The 25141-nt window shown below is 37.7% G+C and carries 22 protein-coding genes and 1 tRNA gene; 6 read left to right on the top strand and 17 right to left on the bottom strand.

The window, feature by feature from the left end; all coding sequences use genetic code 11:
- Positions 1-57, bottom strand: a tRNA-Asn gene (locus ACJ2A9_RS17965).
- 143 nt (positions 58-200) lie between these two features.
- A complete protein-coding gene (locus ACJ2A9_RS17970; RefSeq protein WP_441423064.1) occupies positions 201-659 on the bottom strand; it encodes a SprT family protein in 459 nt (152 codons plus the stop codon).
- A gap of 157 nt (positions 660-816) precedes the next feature.
- On the opposite strand from ACJ2A9_RS17970, the gene cmpA reads away from it, so the two are divergent.
- Positions 817-957 (top strand): cortex morphogenetic protein CmpA, encoded by a 141-nt coding sequence (cmpA, locus tag ACJ2A9_RS17975; RefSeq protein ID WP_441423065.1) that lies wholly within the window; start codon positions 817-819, stop codon positions 955-957.
- A 22-nt stretch (positions 958-979) separates the two neighbouring features.
- Here the strand turns inward: cmpA and ACJ2A9_RS17980 are convergent, their stop codons facing one another.
- The 6 genes from ACJ2A9_RS17980 to acpS all read right to left on the bottom strand — a co-directional run bounded on the left by ACJ2A9_RS17980 (position 980) and on the right by acpS (position 7520).
- Positions 980-3169, bottom strand: a complete 2190-nt coding sequence (locus ACJ2A9_RS17980) for a Tex family protein (protein ID WP_441423066.1) — start codon at positions 3167-3169, stop codon at positions 980-982.
- 192 nt (positions 3170-3361) lie between these two features.
- Complete coding sequence (ndoA, locus tag ACJ2A9_RS17985; protein WP_441423067.1) at positions 3362-3712, bottom strand: type II toxin-antitoxin system endoribonuclease NdoA; 351 nt, start codon at positions 3710-3712, stop codon at positions 3362-3364.
- Between the two features lie 3 nt (positions 3713-3715).
- Positions 3716-3967: a CopG family ribbon-helix-helix protein gene (locus ACJ2A9_RS17990; RefSeq protein ID WP_441423134.1), complete on the bottom strand. Its 252-nt coding sequence runs from the start codon at positions 3965-3967 to the stop codon at positions 3716-3718.
- Positions 3968-4476: 509 nt separating this feature from the next.
- Positions 4477-5499, bottom strand: coding sequence for a LolA family protein (locus ACJ2A9_RS17995; protein WP_441423068.1), 1023 nt, complete (start codon positions 5497-5499; stop codon positions 4477-4479).
- A 67-nt stretch (positions 5500-5566) separates the two neighbouring features.
- Positions 5567-7102, bottom strand: a complete 1536-nt coding sequence (locus ACJ2A9_RS18000) for an NAD(P)H-hydrate dehydratase (protein ID WP_441423069.1) — start codon at positions 7100-7102, stop codon at positions 5567-5569.
- A 67-nt stretch (positions 7103-7169) separates the two neighbouring features.
- Entirely contained in the window at positions 7170-7520 is a 351-nt protein-coding gene (gene acpS, locus ACJ2A9_RS18005; RefSeq protein WP_441423070.1) for a holo-ACP synthase, read from the bottom strand.
- A gap of 177 nt (positions 7521-7697) precedes the next feature.
- On the opposite strand from acpS, the gene ACJ2A9_RS18010 reads away from it, so the two are divergent.
- On the top strand, positions 7698-8441 hold the full coding sequence (locus ACJ2A9_RS18010) for a rhomboid family intramembrane serine protease (RefSeq protein ID WP_441423071.1): 744 nt from the start codon (positions 7698-7700) through the stop codon (positions 8439-8441).
- A gap of 76 nt (positions 8442-8517) precedes the next feature.
- On the opposite strand, the gene ACJ2A9_RS18015 is transcribed toward ACJ2A9_RS18010, so the two are convergent.
- From ACJ2A9_RS18015 to ACJ2A9_RS18030, 4 genes are all read right to left on the bottom strand, one after another.
- Positions 8518-9669: a Ger(x)C family spore germination protein gene (locus ACJ2A9_RS18015; RefSeq protein ID WP_441423072.1), complete on the bottom strand. Its 1152-nt coding sequence runs from the start codon at positions 9667-9669 to the stop codon at positions 8518-8520.
- Positions 9662-10759, bottom strand: a complete 1098-nt coding sequence (locus tag ACJ2A9_RS18020) for a GerAB/ArcD/ProY family transporter (protein ID WP_441423073.1) — start codon at positions 10757-10759, stop codon at positions 9662-9664. The genes ACJ2A9_RS18015 and ACJ2A9_RS18020 overlap by 8 nt, the downstream gene beginning before the upstream one ends.
- Entirely contained in the window at positions 10760-12283 is a 1524-nt protein-coding gene (locus tag ACJ2A9_RS18025; RefSeq protein WP_441423074.1) for a spore germination protein, read from the bottom strand.
- Positions 12284-12400: 117 nt separating this feature from the next.
- On the bottom strand, positions 12401-12664 hold the full coding sequence (locus ACJ2A9_RS18030) for a metal-sensitive transcriptional regulator (RefSeq protein ID WP_441423075.1): 264 nt from the start codon (positions 12662-12664) through the stop codon (positions 12401-12403).
- 528 nt (positions 12665-13192) lie between these two features.
- Here ACJ2A9_RS18030 and ACJ2A9_RS18035 point away from each other — a divergent pair.
- The 4 genes from ACJ2A9_RS18035 to mgtE all read left to right on the top strand — a co-directional run bounded on the left by ACJ2A9_RS18035 (position 13193) and on the right by mgtE (position 17316).
- On the top strand, positions 13193-13351 hold the full coding sequence (locus ACJ2A9_RS18035) for a cytochrome c oxidase subunit 2A (RefSeq protein ID WP_441423076.1): 159 nt from the start codon (positions 13193-13195) through the stop codon (positions 13349-13351).
- A 25-nt stretch (positions 13352-13376) separates the two neighbouring features.
- The gene (locus ACJ2A9_RS18040) at positions 13377-13844 is read left to right on the top strand and encodes a cytochrome c oxidase subunit II (protein ID WP_441423077.1); all 468 of its coding nucleotides are present in this window, start codon (positions 13377-13379) and stop codon (positions 13842-13844) included.
- Positions 13841-15547 (top strand): b(o/a)3-type cytochrome-c oxidase subunit 1, encoded by a 1707-nt coding sequence (locus tag ACJ2A9_RS18045; protein WP_441423078.1) that lies wholly within the window; start codon positions 13841-13843, stop codon positions 15545-15547. Before ACJ2A9_RS18040 ends, ACJ2A9_RS18045 begins: the two co-directional genes overlap by 4 nt.
- A gap of 410 nt (positions 15548-15957) precedes the next feature.
- Positions 15958-17316 (top strand): magnesium transporter, encoded by a 1359-nt coding sequence (gene mgtE, locus ACJ2A9_RS18050; protein ID WP_441423079.1) that lies wholly within the window; start codon positions 15958-15960, stop codon positions 17314-17316.
- Between the two features lie 78 nt (positions 17317-17394).
- Here mgtE and rocF read toward each other — a convergent pair whose 3' ends face one another.
- The 5 genes from rocF to ACJ2A9_RS18075 form a co-directional block, all read right to left on the bottom strand.
- Positions 17395-18297 (bottom strand): arginase, encoded by a 903-nt coding sequence (gene rocF / locus ACJ2A9_RS18055; protein WP_441423080.1) that lies wholly within the window; start codon positions 18295-18297, stop codon positions 17395-17397.
- A 40-nt stretch (positions 18298-18337) separates the two neighbouring features.
- Positions 18338-19543, bottom strand: coding sequence for an ornithine--oxo-acid transaminase (locus ACJ2A9_RS18060; protein ID WP_441423081.1), 1206 nt, complete (start codon positions 19541-19543; stop codon positions 18338-18340).
- A 56-nt stretch (positions 19544-19599) separates the two neighbouring features.
- Positions 19600-21144: an L-glutamate gamma-semialdehyde dehydrogenase gene (gene pruA / locus ACJ2A9_RS18065; RefSeq protein ID WP_441423082.1), complete on the bottom strand. Its 1545-nt coding sequence runs from the start codon at positions 21142-21144 to the stop codon at positions 19600-19602.
- A 164-nt stretch (positions 21145-21308) separates the two neighbouring features.
- Positions 21309-22778, bottom strand: a complete 1470-nt coding sequence (gene putP / locus ACJ2A9_RS18070) for a sodium/proline symporter PutP (protein ID WP_441423083.1) — start codon at positions 22776-22778, stop codon at positions 21309-21311.
- Positions 22779-23112: 334 nt separating this feature from the next.
- Positions 23113-25089, bottom strand: a complete 1977-nt coding sequence (locus tag ACJ2A9_RS18075) for an electron transport protein (protein WP_441423084.1) — start codon at positions 25087-25089, stop codon at positions 23113-23115.
- Between the last annotated feature and the right edge of the window lie 52 nt (positions 25090-25141).

The following is a 25141-nucleotide window of genomic DNA, read 5'->3' on the forward strand; positions in this document are numbered from 1 at the left end:
GGTAGGACTCGAACCTACGACCGATCGGTTAACAGCCGATTGCTCTACCACTGAGCTACTGTGGAATATTTCTTGTTGCGACTTTTAATATTTTACATCGTTCAACTTGAAATGTCAATATGATTTATCGCTTTTTTAAAATTTATGAAGCTTGTCTGCATCAGCGACTTTTATAATATAACATAATCGTTTCAAAATAGTCAACTGCTTTTCTGCAAAATTAATCTTCCTTTACACCTGCCACAAACATAACGATTTGTATCGATTCTTCTTTTACGTTCATAAGGTGTGCCGCAATCTGAACATCGGTATATATATTTTACTTTAACAATCCTTCTTTCACCAGGGATGCTGTTACAATATCGTGAACCGCCAACTTTTTGTAGTAAATCTTTAAAATCTTTATCACGATGTTGATACCCTTTCTTTTGGATATGCAAATGATAATGACATAATTCGTGTTTGATAATCCCAATCAATTCTTCAAGACCAAACGACTCAAGTTGTTTTGGGTTTAACTCTATATCATGACTTCTTAATAAATATCTACCACCTGTTGTTCGTAAACGACGATTAAACCTGGCTTCATGTTTAAACGGCAAACCGAAGTACTCTCTTGATACCTTTTCAACCAGCTTCTGTAACTCCACTTGCTCCACGACCGATATTCCCCTTTATCTACAAAAGTTTTTAAAATCATTAACATTGACAAACATTGTCACATATACTAATTAATATTATCACACCTCGAAATACTACTTAAATAAAATAAGCTTATGCACACTCTTTAAAAACTTAACAAGGGGAGGATTGTTTATGCCAAGCTGGCTACGAAAACAACTAAAACATGCCTACCTCCAAAAAGACCGGTATCAAATTAAATTATTAAACCAATGTTGGTTTTATTACAGAAGAAAGCAAGCGATTAAAAACAACAGTAACCCTGCCACTGAATGATGGCAGGGTTTTTTATATTTATTTATATAGACAACATTTGTTTTTCTGGTGCGAGCATCGTTAAAGCTACCCGACCTTTTTTCACATCTACATTCTCTACCCAAACTGTAACTACTTCTCCAACTGAAACAACTTCCATCGGGTGCTTTACAAAACGATTCGTTAATTTCGAAATATGGACGAGCCCGTCTTGTTTTACACCAATATCAACAAACGCACCAAAATCAACTACGTTTCGAATCGTACCCTGAAGTTCCATTCCCTTCTCTAAGTCTTCAAGCTTTAAGACATCTGTCTTAAGTAACGGCTTTGACAACTCATCCCGAGGATCTCGATTCGGGCGCATTAAGGCATCAATGATATCTTTCAATGTCGGTTCCCCAATCTCTAATTGAGCAGCTAATTCCTTACTTTCTATCTGCTCTAACTTTTCTTTCAGGTGTGCTGATCCAATTTCATCTGTTGAGAATCCGACTGACTCTAATAAACGCTTTGTTTCTTTATAACTTTCAGGGTGAATCGAAGTTTGATCTAAACGCTGATCACCATCTAGAATTCTTAAAAACCCAATGCATTGTTCATACGTCTTTGCCCCAAGTCGAGGAATCTTTTTCAGCTGAGCACGATTTGTAAATTTCCCATCTTCCTCACGCTTCTTTACGATATTATTCGCAACTGATTTTGAAAGCCCTGCAACATATTGCAGCAAGGAACTAGATGCAGTATTTACATTGACTCCAACTTGGTTAACTACTGTTTCAACGACAAACGTCAGTGAGTCATTCAATCTACTTTGCGAAACATCATGTTGATACTGACCGACACCTACCGATTTCGGATCAATTTTGACAAGCTCAGCGAGCGGATCTTGTAGCCTTCTCGCAATTGAAATGGCACTTCTCTCCTCAACTTGTAAATCAGGAAATTCTTCGCGCCCTAAGTCTGACGCCGAATAGACACTCGCTCCAGCTTCATTAACTATTAAATAAAACAATTTCTTATCTAATTCCTTTATTGTTTCAGCAATAAATTGCTCTGTTTCCCTTGATGCTGTACCGTTCCCTATTGCAATCACTTCAACATCAAATTGTTCAATCAAAGTATGAACAACCTTTTTCGATTTCTCAACTTCACTTTTTGGCGGGGTCGGATAAATGACACGAATATCTAGCACTTTTCCAGTCCCATCAACAACCGCTAACTTACATCCTGTTTTATAAGCGGGATCAACACCCAGGACAATCTTATCTTTAATCGGAGGCTGTAAAAGGAGATTTCGCAGGTTTTCAGAAAAAATATGAATCGCTTGTTCCTCTGCCTTTTCAGTAAGTTCTTTACGTATTTCCCTTTCTATCGAAGGTTCAATAAGACGTTTATAACTATCTTCAATAGCTGTTTCAACATACGGCAGGGTTGGCGAGCCGAATCTTTTAATCACTTTACGATTGACGAAAGAAAGAATTCGATCAGCAGGCGCTGCTATCGAAAGCCGGAGTACACCTTCTTTTTCACCACGGTTCATCGCTAACACACGATGAGGAACGATTTTACTTACCGCCTCCTCATATTCATAATACATTTCGTATACACCCTTTTCATCAATTCCAGCGTCTTTGACTACTGAGGATATCTTGCCTTGTTTATATGTCATTTCCCTGATCTGTTTTCTAATCTCTGCATCATCGGAAATCCATTCAGCAATAATGTCGTTTGCTCCTTGAATGGCCTCTTCTGTTGATTTCACTTCTTTTTCCTCAGAAAGATACTTCACCGCTTCCGCTTCAACGTCACCTTCTCTTGGAAGTGAAAATATCCACTCTGCAAACGGCTCAAGTCCTTTCTCCTTTGCAACCGTCGCTTTTGTTCTCCGTTTTTGTTTATAAGGACGGTATAAGTCTTCAACTTCTTGCAGTTTTATTGATTTATGTATGGACGCTCTTAGCTCTTCAGTTAGTTTCCCTTGTTCCTCAATAAGTCGGATGACTTCCTCTTTACGTTCTTCCAACTTATTCTCGTACTCCCATCCTTCCATAATATCACGGATTTGTACTTCATCAATTCCACCCGTCAATTCTTTTCGATATCGAGCAATGAAAGGGACTGTATTGCCTTCATTTAATAATTTAACAACATTTCTCACAGATTTTTCAGGTAAACTTACCGCTTTGACAATCCTTTTTATAATTTCTTGTTCCATATTTACTTCAGTCATGGAATAGAGCCTCCTTTAGCTATTGGAATTCAAATAGCCTTCTATACTAAAATGCTTGCTTACTTAATTGGTTCATATTCTAGATTTTAACATATTACATAGTAAAACCTTAACTCTTGCTCTAACATAAAAAAGTTGCTTATCATTACTGATTAGCAACTTTTCTAGCCGTATTTCTTTCTAAATACATTATTAAAAATCAATTAATCCTAAGCTAATTTGCAGGGCCTCATCAACTTGACTCATCATATCATCATCCAAGTGAGTAATTTTGTCAGTGAGCCGTTGCTTATCAATTGTTCGAATTTGCTCAAGCAAGATCACCGAGTCACGATCAAATCCATAGCGTTTTGCATCAATCTCAACATGTGTTGGCAATTTCGCTTTTTGGATTTGGGCTGTAATCGCTGCGACGATGACGGTGGGACTAAACCGATTCCCAATGTCATTTTGGATGACAAGAACGGGCCTTACTCCACCTTGCTCTGAACCGACAACAGGTGATAGGTCAGCAAAATAAACATCGCCACGTTTTACAATCAATACTTACACCCCACTAACTAAGCGATCTAGGGTGTGCTCTGCTTCCTCCTCGGCAAGAAAAGCTTCTGCCGCAATGTTTAAGTTGATCTTCGCCATTTCCATATACCCCTGCTGCATCGTTTCACGAATTTGACGTTTCTTTCGTTCACGCAAATACATCTTTGTTGCCTGATGAATGAATTCGCTTCGGTTTACATTTTCCTTTTTAATCATCCCATCAACTTCATTTAATAAGTTCTGTGGTAAACTGACCATAATCTTCTTTGTGTTCTGACTAGACACAAAAACACCTCCAACGTACACCTAACAAACAATAAATAATATCATTCCAAAATTAATGATAGCATTAGCTTACGTGAATTGCAAAGCAACTTTTAAAAATATTCACCTGTATTATTCGCGGTAATTCTCACTATTCCTGCATGCCAATTAAAATTTTCCAATATAATAGGGAATATTGTGCCAAATTGTCACTTTTTCGTCAAAGCTATCGATTAATATTTCCTGATTATAACTCTCTTACCGTAATATACTTTCTTATCATACCAAAAAAAATGAAATTTATAAGTTCAATACCTAAAATTCTCATTCATTAACATGATATCCTGTTTATTTATTCCTTATTCCAAATCTGTCCAACCTATCTTGAAATAAACAACATTAATTGGAGGATAAAATGTGGGACTGGTGAAAAGCGAGGAGACTTAAAAAGAAGGATGGCTCAGTTATATTAAAATTATACAGAGCCATCCTTTACATCCAAATTATTTAACCTGGGTTCCGTAAACCGAACGAGCAATTGAGATCATTTCTTCACTGCTTAAATCTTTTGAAGCAAGGAAAAAGTCTACACCCTCATATGTCCAGCGAATAGACTTTGCAGAATCATCTGTCGCTAAGACACCAACCGTGAAGCCAAGGTCCACTACTTCCCCACGAGGGATATCCATCGGTGTCGTTGCTGTTGCTACACGACTTCTTTCTTGAATGAGTGTAAAGGAGTTTTCTCCAGTGTAAGATAGAACAACTTGTGTACCGTCTTGACCATCAATTTGCTTTGAACTTGATAATGTAGTACCCTGTGGTTCATACATTGGGAAGAACACTGGCATTGGCTCCTCTACTTCTGCCATTGTTGGTACTTCCTCCATTAGCGCAGCCGTCATATTACGATCCATATCAAAATCACCGTCATTAAAGCTTGCATCCATTTGAACATTTGAAAATGCAACTTCAACTAAAACATTAAAATCCGCATCCATAATTTTCACATAAACTGGTGACAGATCTTTTTTATTTAAAGCAATTTCTTGACTGTGCAACGTTTTGTTCTGATAGTTCGTATTCGTTTGGAAAACATAATGATTTTCATTAGCGGTGAACGTTCTTTCTGGATCCATTAGAATATCACCTACTAATGATTCATACAAGTAAACTTGGCTGTTATTTTCTGGCCAATCACTTTGGAAACGAAAACTCTTATTTAATGCAGGTGTTAATACGAATACCCCTTCATCGTTACGAAGGATAATTTGATTTTGATCCTTTTTTGCATTTTGCAAAGCAACTCGGTAATAACTTGGCTTTTGATGCCAAATTTCCACGTTATACTCTTGTGGTTCATTTCCGGTTTGCAGGACCATTGAGGCATCGGCTTTATAACCTGTCATCGTATTTAACTTTTTCTCAAGATCTTCAATAATATCGTCCTGGGTTTTTTCACCACACCCAGCCATTATAAAAATGAGTAAAAGACCCATAAATAGTACCGATATGGTTTTCTTCACTTTTATCAACCCCTTTGTCTCATTTCGACGACAAAGGAGGGATTCTATTGCAAATGCAGGTACTGGTTTAAATGAATTCTTTTAATACATGAGGAATCGCGTTAACAATGTCCGATGCGATCACACCGCAAGCTGAAAACTGCGACTCTATCAATGTATCTGCCACTTTCCCATGAAGAAAAATTGCATTACTAATTGCTTCCTGGATATGAGAGTGCTGCATAATAAACGCTAAGATCATCCCCGTTAATACGTCACCACTACCGCCTTTAGCCAGTGCAGGGTTACCGGTAGCATTGACAAATTGGTCCCCTTTTGGAGTTGTTAATATCGTAAAAGGGCCCTTCAAGACGAGATAAACCCCATGTTCAACTGCAAAATCCTTTGCAACGGAAAAGCGATGTTGTTCAATTTCTTGAACAGTGCGTCCGGTTAAGTTGGCCATTTCACCAGAATGCGGTGTTAATACAGTAACCGCTTGACGTTTTTTTAACGATTCAAGTGATCCTTTAAGGTGGTATAAACCATCGGCATCGATAATTAAAGGATTCGGATATTGTTCAACTGCTTCAACTATAAGTTTTTTTCCTTCCTCGTTCCGTCCGTATCCGGGCCCGATTGCAATAGAGGTAAACCGCTGTTTTTGCAATAATCCTTCTAACGAAACTGTCTTTGCAAACTCACCATCCTCTGAAGAACAAGGTAAAAAGGTGGCTTCAGTTACTTGGCTAGCGACAATGTGATGAATCACATCCGGAACAGCTACAGTAACAAGACCCGCACCGCTTCGATGGCATGCTTTTGCCGAAAGAACAGGGGCCCCAGTCATTGTTAATGCGCCTCCTATGATCAGACCACGTCCATACGTCCCTTTATGAGAGTTAGATTCTCTCTTCGGGAATGTTGACTTCACATCTTTTGTTAGCCAAAGTTTACGAGAGTTTGAGACCGTTTCTATCGCTATCTCGGGTATACCAATATCAACGATTGATAATTCACCATAATAGTTTTCACTAGGGTAGGTGAAAGCGCCGACCTTTGGACACTGTAACGTAACCGTCTTGGTCGCTTTGATCGCTTCAGTAAACATCATATTCCCATCTGCAGGCAAGCCACTTGGGAGGTCAACAGAGATGGTAAGAGCGTTTGTTTGATTCACCTGTTGTACGATTTCTTTGTAAGGTGTTCGAAGCGGTCCAGACATTCCCGTTCCTAGAAGAGAATCAATGATGACTATATAATTAGGAAGCTGGTCCCCAAACGACTGTTTATCTAACAAATAAGACTTCAGCTCATATCCCGTACGTTGATAGACGTTCATATGATACTTAGCTGCTCCTCTTATCCGCTCTTTCTCCGGAATCACCCACACATCTACATGATAGCCTTTGTTTTTAAGCACTCTTGCTATAACGAAGCCATCACCACCGTTATTCCCAACCCCAATTAATACAGCAATTCTATCATTCTGATCAATTGAAGTTAGAACCTCTCTAGCAACAGCCTGCCCGGCATTCTCCATTAGCAATTCGTCTTTCAATCCAATTTCTTCAATGGTGAAACGGTCAATTCGGCTCATTTCTTCACCAGTTACCACATGCATAATAGTTCCCTCCTACCCGCACTAACACTATATGAGACAAACCAAAACAATATGCAGACTAGCATGACTAGCTTTCAATAATCACTTGAGCAACCGCATATTCTTTACTATGAGAAATAGATAGATGCACCTTTTCTTCAGGATCTTCAGAACGAATAAAGGGCTTTCCGAATTCATCATTATGTACTTCAATATCTTGAAAACTTAAATGTCTGCCAATACCTGTTCCTTTTGCTTTCGCGAAAGCTTCCTTTGCTGAAAACCGCCCAGCAAAAAATTCAACCTTTCTTTTTGCCGATAACGAATGAAACCGCTCAATCTCACCTACTGTTAATATTCGTTCAATAAATTTTCTATTTTCTAGCATTGGCTCTATCCTTGATAATTCAATAATATCTATTCCAATTCCTTTAATCATAGCTTCATTCCTTTCATTAAACAGGTCAATCGATTCTACTCAAATGAACTAAAATGTATAGATTATCCTGTTCAGTCATATGGTTGATATAGAGATAATGTGCTTCAATTCACATTCCTTTTTCTAACTATGCTAAAATATAATAATATGACTAAATAGCGAATTAAGGTGATTAATATGTTTGTACGTAATGAAAGCTTCCAATCTTTCCTCCGACATTATCCTGTGATTTCAATCCTTGTTGCCATACATCTTGTTCTATTTCTATGGATTAATTTCCTTCCCGGCGGGTGGTTGGTTTTAGAGCTTGGTGTAGGATGGAATTACGCCATTGAGCATGGTCAATACTGGCGACTCATTACTCCAATTTTACTGCATTATGGTGCCGGTCATGTAATATTCAATTCGTTTTCCCTTATTTTATTTGGTCCTGCACTTGAACGGATGCTTGGCAAGTTCAAATTTATTCTTGCTTATTTTGGAGCTGGCATTTTGGCCAATATCGCAACATTTTTCCTTCAAGGTGCGAATTACAGTCATTTAGGAGCTTCAGGAGCGATATTCGGTCTATTCGGAATCTATTTATATATGGTTCTCTACCGTAAAGACTTGATTGATGCTGCCAATTCTCAAGTGGCGATGACTATTTTAGTTATCGGGCTAGTAATGACCTTTTTAAACCCTGGAATTAATATTCTTGCTCATTTGTTTGGACTTATTTCAGGAGCCGCACTTGCACCGCTTATTTTGCTAAGAACAAAACGATTTTCTCATTTTCAACACGTCCATGATCGAGATGAAATATCGTTTAATCCAAACCGGTGGAAAAAACGCCGTTTTAACGGGAATTTACTCCAAAAGGTTTTATGGATCGCCTTAGGTATCCTTATCCTTTTTGGGATTATCGCTCGTTTCACTTAATTCTTTCTGAAATCATGCTCACTATTTATGAAAGCCGCGCCTACGTTTAGGCACGGCTTTTTTCACTTCGCAAAGATTATCGTCCTATTTTTACCTTATCATAAACTCCTCTTTGTCCGGTATTCGTAACCTTAAAGTCTACAGTTACATTTATTTTCGATTGACGCCACCCAGTCTCCTCCCAATCTAGTTCTTCAAAATAATCAGGATTCATCGCCCAAACCCGATGGCCGATTAACCACGGTTCAACATTTAATTGCTTTGCTTTATTAATTGTTTTTAAAAGATCAGCTCTAATTTGTTCGTTCATCTTTTCATTAATTATTACGATTCTATCTTTTCTCGTATTTACATCCGTACTCGGAAGATCAACAACCTCCCCAGTTCCGGTAATATGCAGGTCTATCTCTAACGGTGTCTTTTTCTGATATTGAAGATCCTGAAGCAGCTCGATCCTTGTTAAGGATACTTGAATCTGTTCTCCCTCTAATTCTATAGGTACTGTATAATTCATAAAATCAATTCGATCATCCTTAAGGAGATGACTCATCCCAGCCTCTTTTTCCACTAGTTTAGCGATCAACCTATGGTCCTTAAACACAGCCTTATTTTCCAGAACAATTCTGTCATCATCTTCTATCTTAACTAGTGGAATCGTTGACGCTCTTGAAATCATATTACTATCTCTACGATATTCAAAAAGTTTGACATCACCGGAACGAGCCAATTTTTGATCGGCTTGAAAAAATAAATCCAAATAAAGTGAAGGTAAAGAGACTAACGGTGATTCCGCTTCAATAAACTGCTCCGCTCTATCTTTTTCGACTATCACTAAAAAAATTTGATTCGCTACACTTGGTTCTCGATCCAAAAAATCAATTACTTTCTCCAGCCCTTCTCTTGCCACTGCTTCAGAGATTTGAACGACTTTTAGATGACCAAAAAACAAAACTGTAGGCGTGTACGCTTCTAGTTGTGCAAGCCCATCCCAAAGTGAATCAGACTCAACTGTGAATGTTTCAAACTCTTTCGCCCTCGCTCCAGTCGCTTCCTGTTGTCCTCCCCCCTGGACAATCGGTAATTGAATCGTCAATGAATATTGATGTTCTTTACCTTTATCAATAGCTAACCCTAAAATAATTGAACGATGATCAATTTCTCTAGCGTCCGGAACACAACCAGTAATCAATACAGCTAATAAACAAACATAAAGAACTTTTCTAAGCATGATGATTAACCTCATTGTTTCTTTTCTTATAGAGTAGGTAAAGGATCAAAGCAATTGGTATTACAAGAGAGTTGATCAGAACATTTGTATTATGATAATCCCAGCCTTTATAAACAAAGTAATCGGAAAACATAGTCATCACAAATATAGCCAATAAATACACACATATAAGGGCGATTGGCTTAACTTTCGGCCATAACCTATTACCTAAATAAGTTATAAACCAAATATGAATAATCATCATTTTGTAATAAGAGATTAACCAAAATACGAGAAAAAACAAATCTAACCTTTCAAATACCCCGGTCCTTGTTGCCATTGCTTGCACTAGAGCAGTAACTGGTGAGAGCAAATGAATCGATTGTTCAAAACCAAATGTACCAACTACGACAATACTAAGTAACACATAAATCATTGTCACAATACCTAATCCGATACTCATTGGTAATAAAATTGGCTCATCTCGTTTCATAAATGATAAAAATGCAAATAAAGGAATGACCCCTGCATATCTCGCAAGATCCGTATACGTACTTTCCAAGAATGTCACTATATCTGTTGGCCATAATGGCGGAATATAGATCCATTTAAAATAGTTTGTAAACCCGATGAAGATAACAACGACTAAAACAAATAACTCAAAAAACACAAGTGAAACAATAAATCTTGTTATTGTTGTAATTCCGTAATTCACGCCAAATGCGACTACGAGAAAAAAGGTAAGTAAAATCACCCACCGATGAGTATTAAATAATAAATATGTTTGTGTAATCATAACTAAACTCTCAGAAAAATGAATTCCACTTACTAATGTACTTCCGATGTAATAGAGAATAATCAGCCAATAAAACCATGCCCAGACATGTTGTTTTACGGCACCAAACAAATCATAGTCCGAATATTTCTTTGTAAAAAAATAAAGTAATGCAAATAAAAAGAAATAGGGAAACGAAGCAACCAAGAGCTTTAACCATACATTGCGTATTTCTTCTTCCGAAACAAATGGTAAAAACGTCACACCTAACGTAATGGTTGTTGCAATTGTAAATGCAAATAAATCCATTGAACGAAATTGTCTCTTCGCGTCCACTTACTTAACCTCCCCTCCTGTATACTTCTTCCCTTGATCACGGAGCCTGATGAAAATATTGAAAAATTCCTTTGCACTTAATGGAGAAACAGGGGAAAGATACGGTTTTGAAAAAGAGTTCAAATGACATAGATGAATTAAGATTAAGCACACTCCTAGAACATAGCCATATAAACCTAGAGTTGCCGAAACAATTAGTAAAAAGTAACGAACAAGACGCCATGCAGTAGCGATCTCCCACGATGGAACTGTAAATGATGATATAGCTGTAAAAGCAATCACAATGACCATCGTATTGCTGATAATCCCGGCTTCAACAGCTGCAGTTCCAATAACTAGACCACCAACAATCCCAATTGTTTGACCAATAAACTTCGGTAAGCGAATACTAGCCTCTACAAGTACATCTAACGCAAACATCATCATTAACGCTTCAGCAAATGCCGGGAATGGTATTGCATTTCGGGACTCAGCAATTGTCAGGACAAGCGTTGTCGGTATAAGCTCAGGGTGAAATGCAACAAGCGCTACATAGAGTGCAGGCAAAGACGTTGCTGAAAACAAGCTCAAGACCCGCAAAGTTCTAACAAAAAGAAGGCTCCATGTTGAAGATTCCAATGTATCTTCACTAGACTCATAAAAAGAAATAAGTGTTGTCGGAAGAATCATACAAAATGGCGTGTTGTCTACAAAGATGATCACTTTTCCTTGAGTAAGGGCAAAGAAGGCTTTGTCTGGTCTTTCTGTTCTTGTTACTTGCGGAAAAATGGACGCAGGAACATTAATAATCTGTTGGTCCACTTGCTTCACACCAGCAAGTGCATCAATTTTTATTTCTTTCAACCTGTTTTCAATTTGACTTACTAATTCCGGGTCTGCATACTCATCCAAGTAGATCATTGCTGCATGCGTGTGAGATAACGATCCAATTTCATAGTCTTTTACGATTAAACGGGGATCGTTAATCATTTTTCTCATCAAACCAATATTTGAATGACTATTCTCAATAAAACCAACCTTCGCACCGTACACTTGCTGTTCAGTCGTAGGTTCACTTAAACTTCTCTTCTCCTTACTTACTACTGAAATTGTCATCGGTTTTAATTGATCAATATGAATCACAACAAAACCGTCTAAACAATTTTGAATAAGCTCTTGCCAATTATTTGGCTCAGAATAATTTGGGCTATAGATGACATCACCAATTTTTGTTACTTTATCATTTATTTGATTTTCGATCCGTTTAATGAGAGGAAAGATGACTTCACCTTGCAGACGTTCTTCATCAATTAATCCAGTAAAGTAATAAATTGAAACTTCTTGTCCTGAAGGAAGTGATAAAACCCTTGTAATTAAGTCAGAACTATCACTAAAAATTTTACCCATATATTTATGGAGTTCTTTAGACTGATAAGGAAATTCTTGTAGATCGTTAATACCTATCTTTTTCTTTAAAAAATCAGCGTAATCATATGGGGTTATTTTCTGAGGCTTAACCTGTCCCCTGAGTTGTTGAAAAAACATGAACATTCCCCGTTCCATACCTAGATTTACTTTTAGTATGTAAACAGGAAGCAAATATATACTAATTTCTTCCAATATAAAAACCGACTGCTGGAATGCAATCGGTTGAATGAATAATTATCTGCTTTTCACTAATAAATTTACGGCTTCTTTAATCGTTTCTTCTGTATCTTCGCCTTTTTCAATTTGTTCACGAATGCAATGCTCCAAATTTGAACTCACAACTACACCAATTGCACGATCTAATGCATTTCTTACTGCTGCCATTTGTGTAACAATATCCTGGCAACTCTTCTCATCATCCATCATTTTTAAAATTCCCCGAACCTGACCTTCCACTCGCTTTAATCTATTTTTGACTTTATCGTCGTACAGAGTCATCACAAATTCCTCCATATAATTTTAAAATTATTATACCTCAAACAATGTTAGATATCATCTTAGCGCGGTTTTTAATTAAATAAATTATTCTTAGAAACAATTAATTACTACTGCGTATAAACGGAGTCATTTGTTTTAAAATTGCCATATCTTTCTCTCATAAACAGAGAAATTTTTTAATATTTTTTTATATAAAAGAATAGGAAATTGATTTTTTACATTTGCCGAGAGATGTTTTTCCCATGAGGAATTCGTTGACATGATAGGTTTTTGAGGAATATATAAAGGTGTTTATTTTTTTCTTCATCAAAAATTCACCAAGTATTCACAATAATAATTTTAATTATCGTTTATAATCTTAGTAAGAATTATGACAAAGAAATAGAAAATGTTAATGGAGAGTGATTTAAATGTAAATGTGTAAAAATTGAAACGATGTGATTAATGTCACACCTAATAGTTTATATGTTTAGTATATTAACAATATGTAAATATTGCAATCTTTTTTTGGGGGAGGTTTATAAAAATATGAGCAATAACTTGAAATCACAGAATGATAACATTCCTGCACACGATGCACATGATGATGCTTCACTAAAAGGAACCTTTGTTTTTGTAATGGGCTTAGGTGTTGCAATCGTTGTATCTTGGCTGGCTGTATGGGCTTTATTTCTATCGAGAATTTAGTAACTAAGAGAGGGGGAACTATTACATGCATTTACATCGCTATGAAAAAATTTGGCTAACATTTGGAATCGGATCTTTATTTGTATTTTTAATTACTATTGGAGTTAGTGCTTTTGCATATGGAAACCAGCCACCAAGTCACATGGCTCAAGTTGACCCACAGAATTTAGAAGCTTCACCATTCGGTGAGCCTGGCTTAACACAAATTGATGATAACACGTACAAAGCAACACTTGTTGCAATGGCTTTTGGGTACCAACCCAATAAAATCGAAGTCCCTGTAGGATCGAAAGTTATTTTTGAAGTAACAAGTAAAGACGTTGTTCATAGTTTTACAATTCCACATACTAATGTGAACATGATGATAACGCCTGGACACGTGAATATGGCAGAACATACATTTACAGAACCTGGTTCTTATCTCGTATTATGTAATGAATATTGCGGTACAGGTCACCAATACATGCAAATGACAATTGAGGTGGTAGAATGAGAAACACAGCATTAAAAGTTGATCAATTTCAAAGTAATGATCTCGGAACAAAGGTTGCACCTAAAGATGCAAAATTAAGTATGGCTCATATCTATGTAGCCTTTATCGCCTTTATTATCGGTGCTTTAGGCGGGGTTTTACAAGGTCTAGTAAGAGGTGGCCTAATCGAATTACCTTCATGGCTTGGGTATTATCAAATCTTAACTGCTCACGGAGTATTACTTGCACTTGTATTTACAACATATTTTATTTTTGGTTTCCTATTCTCCGGAATGAGCAGAACTCACGGCGCTTTTAAAGATTCAACACGAAAAGTTGGTTGGGTTGGATATTGGATTCTAACGATTGGTACAATACTTGCTACGATTATGATTCTAATGAACGAAGCATCCGTACTTTATACATTTTATGCACCTTTACAAGCACATCCACTTTATTATGTGGCTTTAGCATTATTTGTAGTTGGTACTTGGGTATTGGGTACAGCACTATTAATCCATTACTTTGCTTGGAAAAAGGCTAACAAAGGAAAACTCACACCATTATTCGGACACATGACTGTTGCTACAATTCTTATGTGGATTATTTGTAGTATTGGTGTTGCAGCGACAGTATTATTACAAATGCTACCATGGTCACTCGGAATGACCGATAGTATTAATGTTCTTTTGAGTCGTACATTATTCTGGTATTTTGGACATCCGCTAGTGTATTTCTGGTTAATGCCAGCATACATTGCTTGGTATGTTTGTATTCCTAAAATAATCGGCGGAAAATTATTTAGTGATTCATTAGCTCGTCTGGCATTTATTCTATTACTTTTATTCTCGATTCCAGTTGGATTTCACCATCAATTAATGGAATCAGGGATTTCACCATTTTGGAAATTCTTACAAACTACATTAACATTTATGGTTGCTATTCCATCATTACTAACGGCATTCTCGATCTTCGCAACGTTAGAATCTGCAGGACGTGCTAAAGGCGGAACTGGGTTATTTGGCTGGATGAAAAAGCTGCCTTGGGGTGATGTTCGTTTCTTCACACCATTTATGGCGATGTTAATCTTTATCCCAGCTGGTATTGGCGGACTTATTAACGCAAGTTTTCAAATGAACGCTGTTGTTCATAATACATTATGGATTGTTGGTCACTTCCATTTAACTGTTGGCTCAACCGTTCTCCTTACATTCTTTGGAATTTCATATTGGTTGATTCCAAATCTGACTGGAAGAAAGTTCACACCATATCTTAATAAACTTGGTATGCTGCAAACTTGGCTTTGGATGATTGGTATGTTTATTATGTCTGGATCACAGCATTTACTTGGTTTCTTTGGGGCACCTCGTCGTACAGCATATACGACTTATCAAGATCACCCAACAGCACTTGACTGGTTCCAAGGAATTTTCATTAACCAAGTAACAATGGCGATTGGCGGTGTCATCCTATTTGCTGCAGCAGCTCTTATGTTCTATAACTTTATCTATATGACATTCTTAGCTCCAAAAGGCGAAAATACCGAATTCCCTATTGGTGAGGTTTCTACTGATGCCGCTACAACTCCAAGAATCTTTGATAACTGGAAAGTTTGGATTGCAGTTTCAATCGTATTAATCTTATTCGCTTACACAATTCCTTTATATGATATGATTGTCAATGCTCCTCCAGGATCGGCACCATTCAATTATCTAATTAAATAATATCTCATAAAAGGGAGAACGCAATATGCGATCTTCCTTTTATTATTTATAATATTTTCATTATTTTTATTACTACTATGACAAAGTTAGAAACCTTTTGTCAAGTCATATGTTTCTATTTACTTATACAAAAAAAAAAACAAATGCCTCAAATAAATAAGTAGACGAACACCCATTTCCATTCCCACTCTACGTGCAGAATACATATGTTATACTATCAATCGTCATAACTAATACTATGTTCGGTTACCTCTTTCTTTTTTCAGTATGGAAGTAAGATGTAAGCAATTTATGTTAAGATTGATTAATGCATAAGGAAATATTTGATGTTTTTTATAAAAAATTATTTACTAATTGTATACATTTTAATACATTAGAAATTGGACAAATTAAGTATGGAGGTGAAAGTAATGATTCACCAAATGACTGAAGATCAAATCGTGGTCTTAATAATAAAATATATAAATGACAACAAAAAAGAGTCCTTTCAACTATTAATGGAAGAGCTACAACCGTATGACATTGCCAAACTGTATCGTGATCTTCCGGAAAAGCATCAACATAAATTTCTTACTTTTTTATCTCCACAGCAAATCGCTGCATTAATTCAAGAACTAGAAAGTGACTTGCAAATTGCGATTCTCCATAAATTAGGCATTGAAAAATCATCAAAGGTTATGGATCTAATGGAAAATGATGATTTGGCAGACTTATTAAATGAACTTTCCGTTGATAAAATTCAGGAATTTTTATCCTCAATGAAAAAAGAGGAATCGCAAACAGTTCAAAATTTAATGAGTTATCCACCAGACACAGCTGGTGGTATTATGACAAACCAGTTTATTTGGATAAATGAGGACTACACGGTTCGAAAGGCTGTAGACAAACTGAAAGAATACGCCGGGATGACACACAGCATTTATTATTTGTATGTTATCAACGCTGATAAACAACTTGTTGGTGTGGTATCCTACCGCGATTTATTATTAGGTGACATTAACGAAAAAGTTTCTGACATCATGTTTACACGTGTCATCTCTGTACCTGTAGACGCTGACCAAGAAGAAGTTGCTCAATTAATTGAACGGTACGATTTTATTGCTGTCCCCGTTGTTGATGAAGAAAACAAACTCGTCGGACTGATCACTGTTGATGACATTATTGATGTCGTTATCCAAGAAGCAAATGAAGATATTGAAAAGCTTTCCGCTTCAGGTAAAGCCATTGATTTTAATACAAAGGCATTAGTAGCCTCCTACCGACGTTTACCTTGGCTTATTTTATTACTGTTTATTGGACTTATTTCGGGTGGAATTATTAGCGGATTTGAAGCTACGCTTGAGCAAGCTGTAGCACTTATATTCTTTATGCCAATGATTGCAGGAATGACCGGAAATACCGGTACACAATCACTCGCTGTAGTTGTACGTGGATTAGTAACGAGTCATATTGACCGTAAAACAATTACCCGTTTAATATTCAGGGAACTAAGGGTTGGTTTAATTATTGGTGTAACATGCGGAATCTTAATCGCAATTATCGCCTTTTTCTGGTTAGGTAACCCTATTCTCGGCTTTGTTGTCGGCACTTCGTTAGTTCTCACTCTGATTATTGGGACAATGGCCGGTACAATTATTCCTTTACTGCTTTATCGCTTTGGCGTTGATCCAGCCGTTGCCTCAGGACCACTCATTACAACATTAAATGATATCTTCTCATTAATGATCTATTTCGGCATGGCAACAATGTTCCTCCATTATCTAATCTAAAAAAATCAGCAACCCCACAAGCGGTGTTGCTGATTTTTTTAAATTTTAACAAAGATTTTCATTTTACATTTTACATTTTCAAAGAAGTTTCTCACCAAGCAGAGATCCCATTAATGCAACGGCTAAGATCGCTGTTTTATTCCGTTCGTCTAAAATAGGATTCACCTCCACAAATTCAGCGGAAGTAATCAAATTTGCTTCAGCCAGCATTTCCATTGCTAAATGGCTTTCCCGGTAACTCATGCCTCCGATTACAGGGGTACCTACACCTGGTGCATCGTGCGGATCAAGACCATCTAGATCTAAACTTAAGTGAACGCCATCTGTACGCTCTTGTAAATAAGTGATCGTTTCTTCAATCACCTTTGTCATGCCAAGACGATCAATTTCATGCATCGTATACACTTTAATTCCCTGTTTTTTGATCAGTTCCTTTTCGCCTCCATCTAATGAACGAGCACCGATAATCACAACATTTTCAGACTTTACTTTCGGTGATGCGCCCTCTATTTCGGTTAAGGATGCATGACCAAATCCTAAACAGACGGCCAAAGGCATTCCATGAATGTTTCCTGACGGGGAAGTCTCTCCCGTGTTCAAATCACCATGAGCGTCATACCAGATGACTCCCATATTCTTGTAACGTTTTGTAACACCAGCAATTGTTCCGATCGCAATACTGTGATCCCCCCCTAATATAAGCGGGAAACAGTCTTGATCAACAATTTTGGCTACAGTCTTTGCTAACTGCTCATTAGCCTTAACGACCTCATGTAGATCCTTTAAATTGTGTTCATTCATAACGTCATACTTCGTTGGCCGAGCAATGTCAATATCACCTAAATCATTGACTTCATAGCCTATCTTTTCGATTCGTTTAACAACTCCTGCATATCTCATGGCACTTGGTCCCATATCAACACCACGTCTTTTCTGACCAAGATCCATTGGTACACCAATAATTGCGACTTTTTTCTTCATCGTATCCCTCTCCCCATTCACCTCGATGCATATTATCTCTTTAAGTGTTTTCTGTTTCTAAGAATACTCTTTTAATTTTTCCAAAAGCCCAGTCCAATTCCTCTTTTGATATGATAAGCGGCGGAGCAAACCGTATTACATTTTCATGAGTTTCTTTACACAATAAGCCTGCAACCTTTAGCTTCTCACAATAGCTTCTGGCAGGGACTGTTAATTCAACTCCGATAAACAGCCCTTTTCCTCTTACTTCTTTAATCTTAGGATTATTTAATTCTTTTAATTTACTAAGAAAGTAAGTTCCTAACTGTAACGATCTTTCCGCAAGCTTTTCTTCAATCATGACATCAAGAGCGGCAATAGATACTGCACACGCTAACGGATTCCCACCAAAGGTTGAACCATGAGAGCCTGGTTCGAACACATCCATTATGTCCTTATTAGCTGCAACAGCAGAGATAGGAGTTACCCCTCCACCTAATGCCTTACCTAAAATGTAGATGTCAGGAATCACCCCTTCCCAATCACAGGCAAACATTTTTCCGGTCCGTCCTAAACCAGTTTGGATTTCATCGGCGACAAACAGAACATTTTCTTTACGACACACCTCATAGGCCTCTTTTAAAAAGCCTGCAGGAGGTATAACAATCCCCGCTTCCCCTTGTATTGGTTCAAGTAAAAAAGCTGCTGTATTCGCTGTTATCGCTTTTTTCAGCGCTTCTATATCGCCATATGGAATGATGTTAATTCCCGGTACCATTGGACCAAATCCTCTTTTGTACTCCTCATTGGAAGAGAGAGAAACAGCCGTCATCGTTCGACCATGGAAGTTATTTTCACAAACGATAATCTCTGCTTTGTTATCAGGTACTCCCTTCTTAAAATACGACCAACGCCTTGCTGCTTTGATTGCTGTTTCTACAGCTTCTGCACCTGTGTTCATTGGTAAAATCATTTCTTTTCCAGTTAATGACGAGACTTTTTCGTAGAACAATCCTAATTGCTCATTATGGAAGGCTCTTGAAGTCAGCGTTACCCGCTCTGCCTGATCCTTTAGTGCCTGAATAATTCTTGGGTGACAGTGTCCTTGATTCACTGCAGAATATGCACTTAACATATCAATATATCTATTTCCCTCAGGATCTTCTACCCACACCCCTTTTGCTTTTGATATAACAATTGGTAATGGATGATAGTTTCTCGCACCATACTTTTCAGTTTTTTTAATAATAGAGTCTGTTGTATTCATTAATACCCCCTATCAATCAGACCTCAATCTTCAACTTTTGATTTTTAACTTTTAACCTAGAATTCCTCACACGTTGTTTTTGCTTGCGTAAATAATAATAAGTAATCCGGTCCACCAGCTTTTGAGTCTGTTCCAGACATATTAAAGCCACCAAATGGATGATAGCCAACAATTGCCCCTGTACACCCGCGATTAAAGTAGAGGTTACCGACATGAAAATCTTCACGTGCTTTTTCAATATGTTCACGATTATTCGATATAACTGAACCCGTCAAGCCAAACTCTGTATTGTTTGCTATGTCTAAAGCATGATCGAAGTCCTTTGCTTTACAGAAGGCAACTACCGGACCGAAAATTTCCTCTTTCATGATCCTAGCATTTTCATCTACATCGATAAAAATTGTTGGCTCAATAAAATACCCTGTTAAATTATCACCTTTTCCACCCATTAATAGCTTCCCTTCATCCTTGCCAACTTCAATATAACTCATCACTTTCTCATAGGCACTTTGGTCATTTAATGGTCCGATATTATGATTATCTACAGGATTACCTACAGACAATTGTCTCGTTAAATTAGCCGCCTTTTCTATCACTTGCTCATAAACATCCTCATGAATAACTGCCCTTGAGCAGGCGGAACACTTTTGCCCAGAGAAACCAAATGCTGACTGAACAATCGACTGTGCTGCCAAGTCCAGGTCAGCTTCATTATCAACGACAATAGTGTCTTTTCCACCCATTTCAGCAATCACACGTTTTAACCAAATTTGACCAGGATGTACAATAGCAGCACGTTCATAAATTCGAACACCAACTTCACGAGAGCCGGTGAAGCTAATAAAACGTGTCCGAGGATGATCAACGAGATAATCACCAACCTCTGCACCGCTTCCTGGAAGATAGTTCACCACACCAGCGGGAAGACCTGCTTCTTCAAGTACTTCCATAAATTTATACGCAACAACAGGTGTTGTACTTGCAGGTTTTAATAAAACAGTGTTCCCGGCTACAAGCGCCGCAGATGTCATTCCTGCCATAATCGCAAATGCAAAATTCCAAGGTGATATGACCACTCCTACACCTAATGGGATATAGGAAAGTTTGTTTTTTTCTATTTTTCTACTTTCTATCGGATAGCCTTTTTTGAGCTTGATCATTTGGCGCCCGTAATACTCCAGAAAGTCAATGGCTTCTGCTGTATCGGCATCGGCTTCCTTCCACGGCTTCCCGGCCTCATAGACAAGGTAAGCTGAAAATTCATGCTTGCGACGGCGCACGATCGCTGCTGCTTTAAATAAAATATCAGCCCGAACTTCCGGATCTACTTTTTTCCATGTGCGAAATGTCTTGTCAGCGACCTGCATTGCTTGTTCGGCGATTTCTTTATTTGCTTTAGAAACTGTACCAACGATTTGGTCTTTTCTAGCTGGATTTTCAGAAATGATTTTTTTCTTTGTTACAATTTTCTCTCTACCAATAATAAGAGGATATTCTTTACCTAACTCTGCTTCTACCAATTTTAATGCTGCTATAAACTCTTTACGGTTCTTCTCTACTGTGAAATCCGTAAACGGTTCATGCTTATAAGGTATTACCATGTTGCATCCTCTCCCTTTATAAAAAATGACCTTCATTATATCTATATTGCACAAATAAATGCTCATACCTTTTCTATATCATTGAATAATTTGACAACTTATTAAAATAAAAAAAGATCTGTCTCACCACGTTGTTATGGTAAGAAACAGATCTTTCTTTCATTCTATTTCTGAGATTCTACACTTTCAAATTCTGCTTGAATTTCCTTAGAAGGCTCTTTGTCAAGAAGACTAACGATTATGATAGCAATTAACGATAGTAAGAATCCTGGAACAATTTCATAAAGATCAAACCATCCACCTTGAATTCTGCTCCAAATAATTACTACGGCACCACCGATGATCATCCCTGCTAGTGCACCATTCCGGGTCATTCTCTTCCAGAATAACGACAAGATGATAACCGGACCAAATGCAGCTCCAAATCCAGCCCATGCATATCCTACTAAATCTAAGACAGTATTTTCAGGGTTTAGTGCAAGGAGCGTTGCAATAACAGCAATCAGCAGCACACCAAATCGACCTACCCACACAAGTTCAGTTTCACTTGCATTTCGTCGGAAGATTGATTTATAAAAATCCTCAGCTAACGCACTTGAAGATACAAGTAACTGCGAGTCAATTGTACTCATAATCGCAGATAAAATAGCGGCGAGTAAGAAACCAGCAACCCATGGATCAAATAAAATTTGTGTAAATAAAATAAACACAGTTTCCTCAGCACCTGCAGCAATAGGTGCCCCACTGCCGGCAAAGTATGCAATCCCGGCAAAACCTGTAAATATTGCCCCAAATAAAGCAATAACCATCCAAGTCATACCAATAAAACGAGCTTTTGGGATTTCTTTTACTGAACTTACTGCCATGAAGCGGGTAATAATATGTGGTTGGCCAAAATAGCCTAACCCCCATGCGACCAAACTGATAATGGATAAAGTCGTTACATTCGCAAAAACATCGAGGTGGGCCGGATCAACATTTCCCACTGCATTCACTGTTTCTTGCCATCCACCTAAATGAGAAATAGCAACGACTGGCACGATGACTAACGCCAAAAACATCAATATCCCTTGAAAAAAATCTGTCCAGCTTACAGCTAAAAAGCCTCCTAAAAATGTATAAGATATAATTACAACCGCACCAATGATTAAAGCATTCGTATAGGAAAGACCAAAGGATGATTCAAATAATAGAGCTCCACCGACAAGACCTGCAGATGTATAGAACGCAAAGAATACTAGAATTACAATTGCAGATATCACTCTTAATAATTTCGTTTGATCGTGAAAACGATTTTCGATATAACTAGGGATCGTAATCGCATCTCCCGCAACTTCCGTATATTGCCGTAACCTTTTTGCAACAAACTGCCAATTTAAATAGGCACCGACAGATAAACCTACACAAATCCAAATTGCCTCCATACCAGCAACATACGCATATCCGGGTAATCCCAGTAATAACCAACTACTCATGTCTGATGCGCCCGCACTTAGTGCTGCAACACTCCCACCGAGTCGTCTCCCCCCAAGGACATAATCGGATAAATTTGATGTCATCCGGTAGAAGAACAAACCTATTCCTAACATACCAACTAAATAAATAATAAATGTGATCAACGTTGCATTTTCCACGCTTATCCCCTCCCTTCTCTAAGTAATGACCACAATGATAGTAATATTAATAGGGGCATTGGTATGAACAGCCAAAATAATGTAGCTCCAGTAAGTGAATAATCCATTCTTTCACCTCCTAACGTTTCTTATATATATGACTACAGATAATAAGTTATTATTTTAATAAATTAACTTTATTCAATAAAAAATATATTAAACAATTATACACATTCCTTGTAAAGAGAGAAAGATTTCTTACTGCAATAATTGAATAAAGCTTTAAAGTGATTATATATGAAAAAAAACTACCCGCACAGACTCATTTGCCTCAACAGGTAGTTTTTATCCTTTATTACCTTTTATCACTTGATGTTAAAGAAAGCAGGTATTCGATTAACGCCTTTTGTTCTTTTTCTGTAAAACCGCTCATTGAATCAACCCAATATTCATGTCCACTTCCGTCGACATGGACGTCCTGCAGTTCTTTAGAAGCACGGTTCACTTTCACAACCTTTTCCCTTAGTTTCCGATCAACAACTGCCTTCAAACTATTGGCTGTGTCTGGTCGTATGCATTTCATAAGTGTTCCGGGAAGACCTAGTTGAGTTTTCTCATTGACCCCTACGGCCACTCCACCATCATGTAAATAAGGTGCTGTATAACGTAAACCAATCAATCCCTTTACTTTGTATCCACCTTTAGAGTCATCATGAGCTAAAGCAAGCTTTATTTGCTTCTTGTCGATATGTTCGGTAGGAACCTTCAATATTTTTGCATTCTCAGGAATCGGTACTGGCGTATTAGGTGCATACGTATACGCTTCATCAAAAAACTTTTGCGTTCCTTTTAATGCTTTAGCACGCGATGGCTCAGTCCCTATTTCGTCAACCGGGATAACTTTATGATTTGTCAAAGTAGTTCCTGCATGACAAGTGATACATCCCGCTCTCTGAAACACTTCTCGACCTAATGCTCGAGTTTCTTTATCAATTTCGTTCTCACTTTCCGGCGGCACTAATGAATTTTGATAGGCAGACATTGCATTAATTTGTTCACCAAATTGAAACCCCGGTGAACTAATGATTGTACCATTAGGAGAAAACAAAGATACTCTCGGAAAATGAGGAGGCTTCACCATTTCATTTACCCCCGGAACCTCTGGATTGGGATCAATTGCTGCCATAAATTCTGACGGTTTAAGTCCCATAGCAGGTTCATAACGGTACTTTTCATTTGCTGCATTTTGCAAAATTGTTCCGATATACACTTCTTTATCAATGTCCAACATTTGTTCACTTTGCTCAGCTTGAGCAAGAATATCAGAATTTTGTGCGTGGACATTATTGTTTAAAGAACTCAATCCTTTAAAAGGACCGGCCATCGCAAAACCACTCCACCCGTACGGATGGTCTCCTAATGTGTAGGAATCGGGAATTTGCGCCGGATTGCTTTCTTGATCAATCGTTGAATCAAAATTACCAGGCGGCCATTTTAGTAACGTCTCATCAACAGCATTTTCTAATGCCTCAACATCTGGTAGAGGCTGTTGTTGTCCATCTGCGGTCGTAACGAGAGTATGATCTAATCCTCTTATATAATCCTCTATTGATTCAATATCAGTGTTTGTAAAATAAGCAGCTGAATTACTAGCCATAGCAAGCAACAGACCGCCATTAAAGTCGACGTTGGGAGCTCCTTCTATAACTTTTCCCGTATTTGCATCAACCGAGGCATGACAAGCCGCACAACTGACTCCTACCCTTAAGCGATGACCGGAATATGTAATAGGCATACCTAAAGGAGCATATGACCCTTTTGGTACATCTAAACCAGTATCTACTTTTTCTCCTTTTTTAAATGTCTGTCCACCTATTGTTACATCTTCAGCCACCTCAACTTGGAGGTTCGTTGTTCCTTGACCGCGTAAATCAAGTAAAGCTTTTGCAAAGTTCGCAGGGGTAAGCGGCCCATCTAATATCCCTAAAATATCAGTAAGAAACACTTCATTATCGAATGTTTCAGAGTAGAACGTATTCCTTCCAAACTGAATTAATGCATCATCAACCTTAATTGCTCCATGGTCTGGTGAGAGTAACGCCTTTCCAGTTCTCGACTTCATTAATTTTTCTGCTTCACTACTTGGTAAAGTTGTACCCCAAATGTCATAGCTGTACGTTTTATTTTCTTCGTCCTTCACCATCCCTAGGTTTTGTCCCAGAATTTTCTTGTTAGGTGGAATATATGCAAACTTTGGTCCAATTGCATTTATGGAAAAATATGCAATTGCCACCAGTACGATAATTGGAATAAACACCCACCTTTTTTTCATCTTTCAAAGATTCCTCCCTCTGTTTGGATTAATATTTCTAGAATGACCAAGT

The sequence above is a fragment of the Anaerobacillus sp. MEB173 genome (genome assembly GCF_052119505.1).
GTDB lineage: Bacteria > Bacillota > Bacilli > Bacillales > JBJMAU01 > JBJMAU01.

What these genes read in the sequence shown, in the direction of transcription:
- ACJ2A9_RS18030 (WP_441423075.1), bottom strand. Translation starts at nt 12,664, where the DNA reads ATGACTCTGTACGACGATAAAGTCAAAAATAGATTAAAGCGAGTGGAA.
- rocF (WP_441423080.1), bottom strand. Translation starts at nt 18,297, where the DNA reads ATGAAGAAAAAAGTCGCAATTATTGGTGTACCAATGGATCTTGGTCAG.
- cmpA (WP_441423065.1), top strand. Translation starts at nt 817, where the DNA reads ATGCCAAGCTGGCTACGAAAACAACTAAAACATGCCTACCTCCAAAAA.
- ACJ2A9_RS17980 (WP_441423066.1), bottom strand. Translation starts at nt 3,169, where the DNA reads ATGACTGAAGTAAATATGGAACAAGAAATTATAAAAAGGATTGTCAAA.
- ACJ2A9_RS18025 (WP_441423074.1), bottom strand. Translation starts at nt 12,283, where the DNA reads ATGTTTTTTCAACAACTCAGGGGACAGGTTAAGCCTCAGAAAATAACC.
- mgtE (WP_441423079.1), top strand. Translation starts at nt 15,958, where the DNA reads ATGATTCACCAAATGACTGAAGATCAAATCGTGGTCTTAATAATAAAA.
- ACJ2A9_RS18015 (WP_441423072.1), bottom strand. Translation starts at nt 9,669, where the DNA reads ATGCTTAGAAAAGTTCTTTATGTTTGTTTATTAGCTGTATTGATTACT.
- ACJ2A9_RS18040 (WP_441423077.1), top strand. Translation starts at nt 13,377, where the DNA reads ATGCATTTACATCGCTATGAAAAAATTTGGCTAACATTTGGAATCGGA.
- pruA (WP_441423082.1), bottom strand. Translation starts at nt 21,144, where the DNA reads ATGGTAATACCTTATAAGCATGAACCGTTTACGGATTTCACAGTAGAG.
- ACJ2A9_RS17990 (WP_441423134.1), bottom strand. Translation starts at nt 3,967, where the DNA reads ATGGTCAGTTTACCACAGAACTTATTAAATGAAGTTGATGGGATGATT.
- ACJ2A9_RS18010 (WP_441423071.1), top strand. Translation starts at nt 7,698, where the DNA reads ATGTTTGTACGTAATGAAAGCTTCCAATCTTTCCTCCGACATTATCCT.
- ACJ2A9_RS18000 (WP_441423069.1), bottom strand. Translation starts at nt 7,102, where the DNA reads ATGCATGTGGTAACTGGTGAAGAAATGAGCCGAATTGACCGTTTCACC.
- ACJ2A9_RS18035 (WP_441423076.1), top strand. Translation starts at nt 13,193, where the DNA reads ATGAGCAATAACTTGAAATCACAGAATGATAACATTCCTGCACACGAT.
- ACJ2A9_RS18075 (WP_441423084.1), bottom strand. Translation starts at nt 25,089, where the DNA reads ATGAAAAAAAGGTGGGTGTTTATTCCAATTATCGTACTGGTGGCAATT.
- ACJ2A9_RS18045 (WP_441423078.1), top strand. Translation starts at nt 13,841, where the DNA reads ATGAGAAACACAGCATTAAAAGTTGATCAATTTCAAAGTAATGATCTC.
- acpS (WP_441423070.1), bottom strand. Translation starts at nt 7,520, where the DNA reads ATGATTAAAGGAATTGGAATAGATATTATTGAATTATCAAGGATAGAG.
- ACJ2A9_RS18060 (WP_441423081.1), bottom strand. Translation starts at nt 19,543, where the DNA reads ATGAATACAACAGACTCTATTATTAAAAAAACTGAAAAGTATGGTGCG.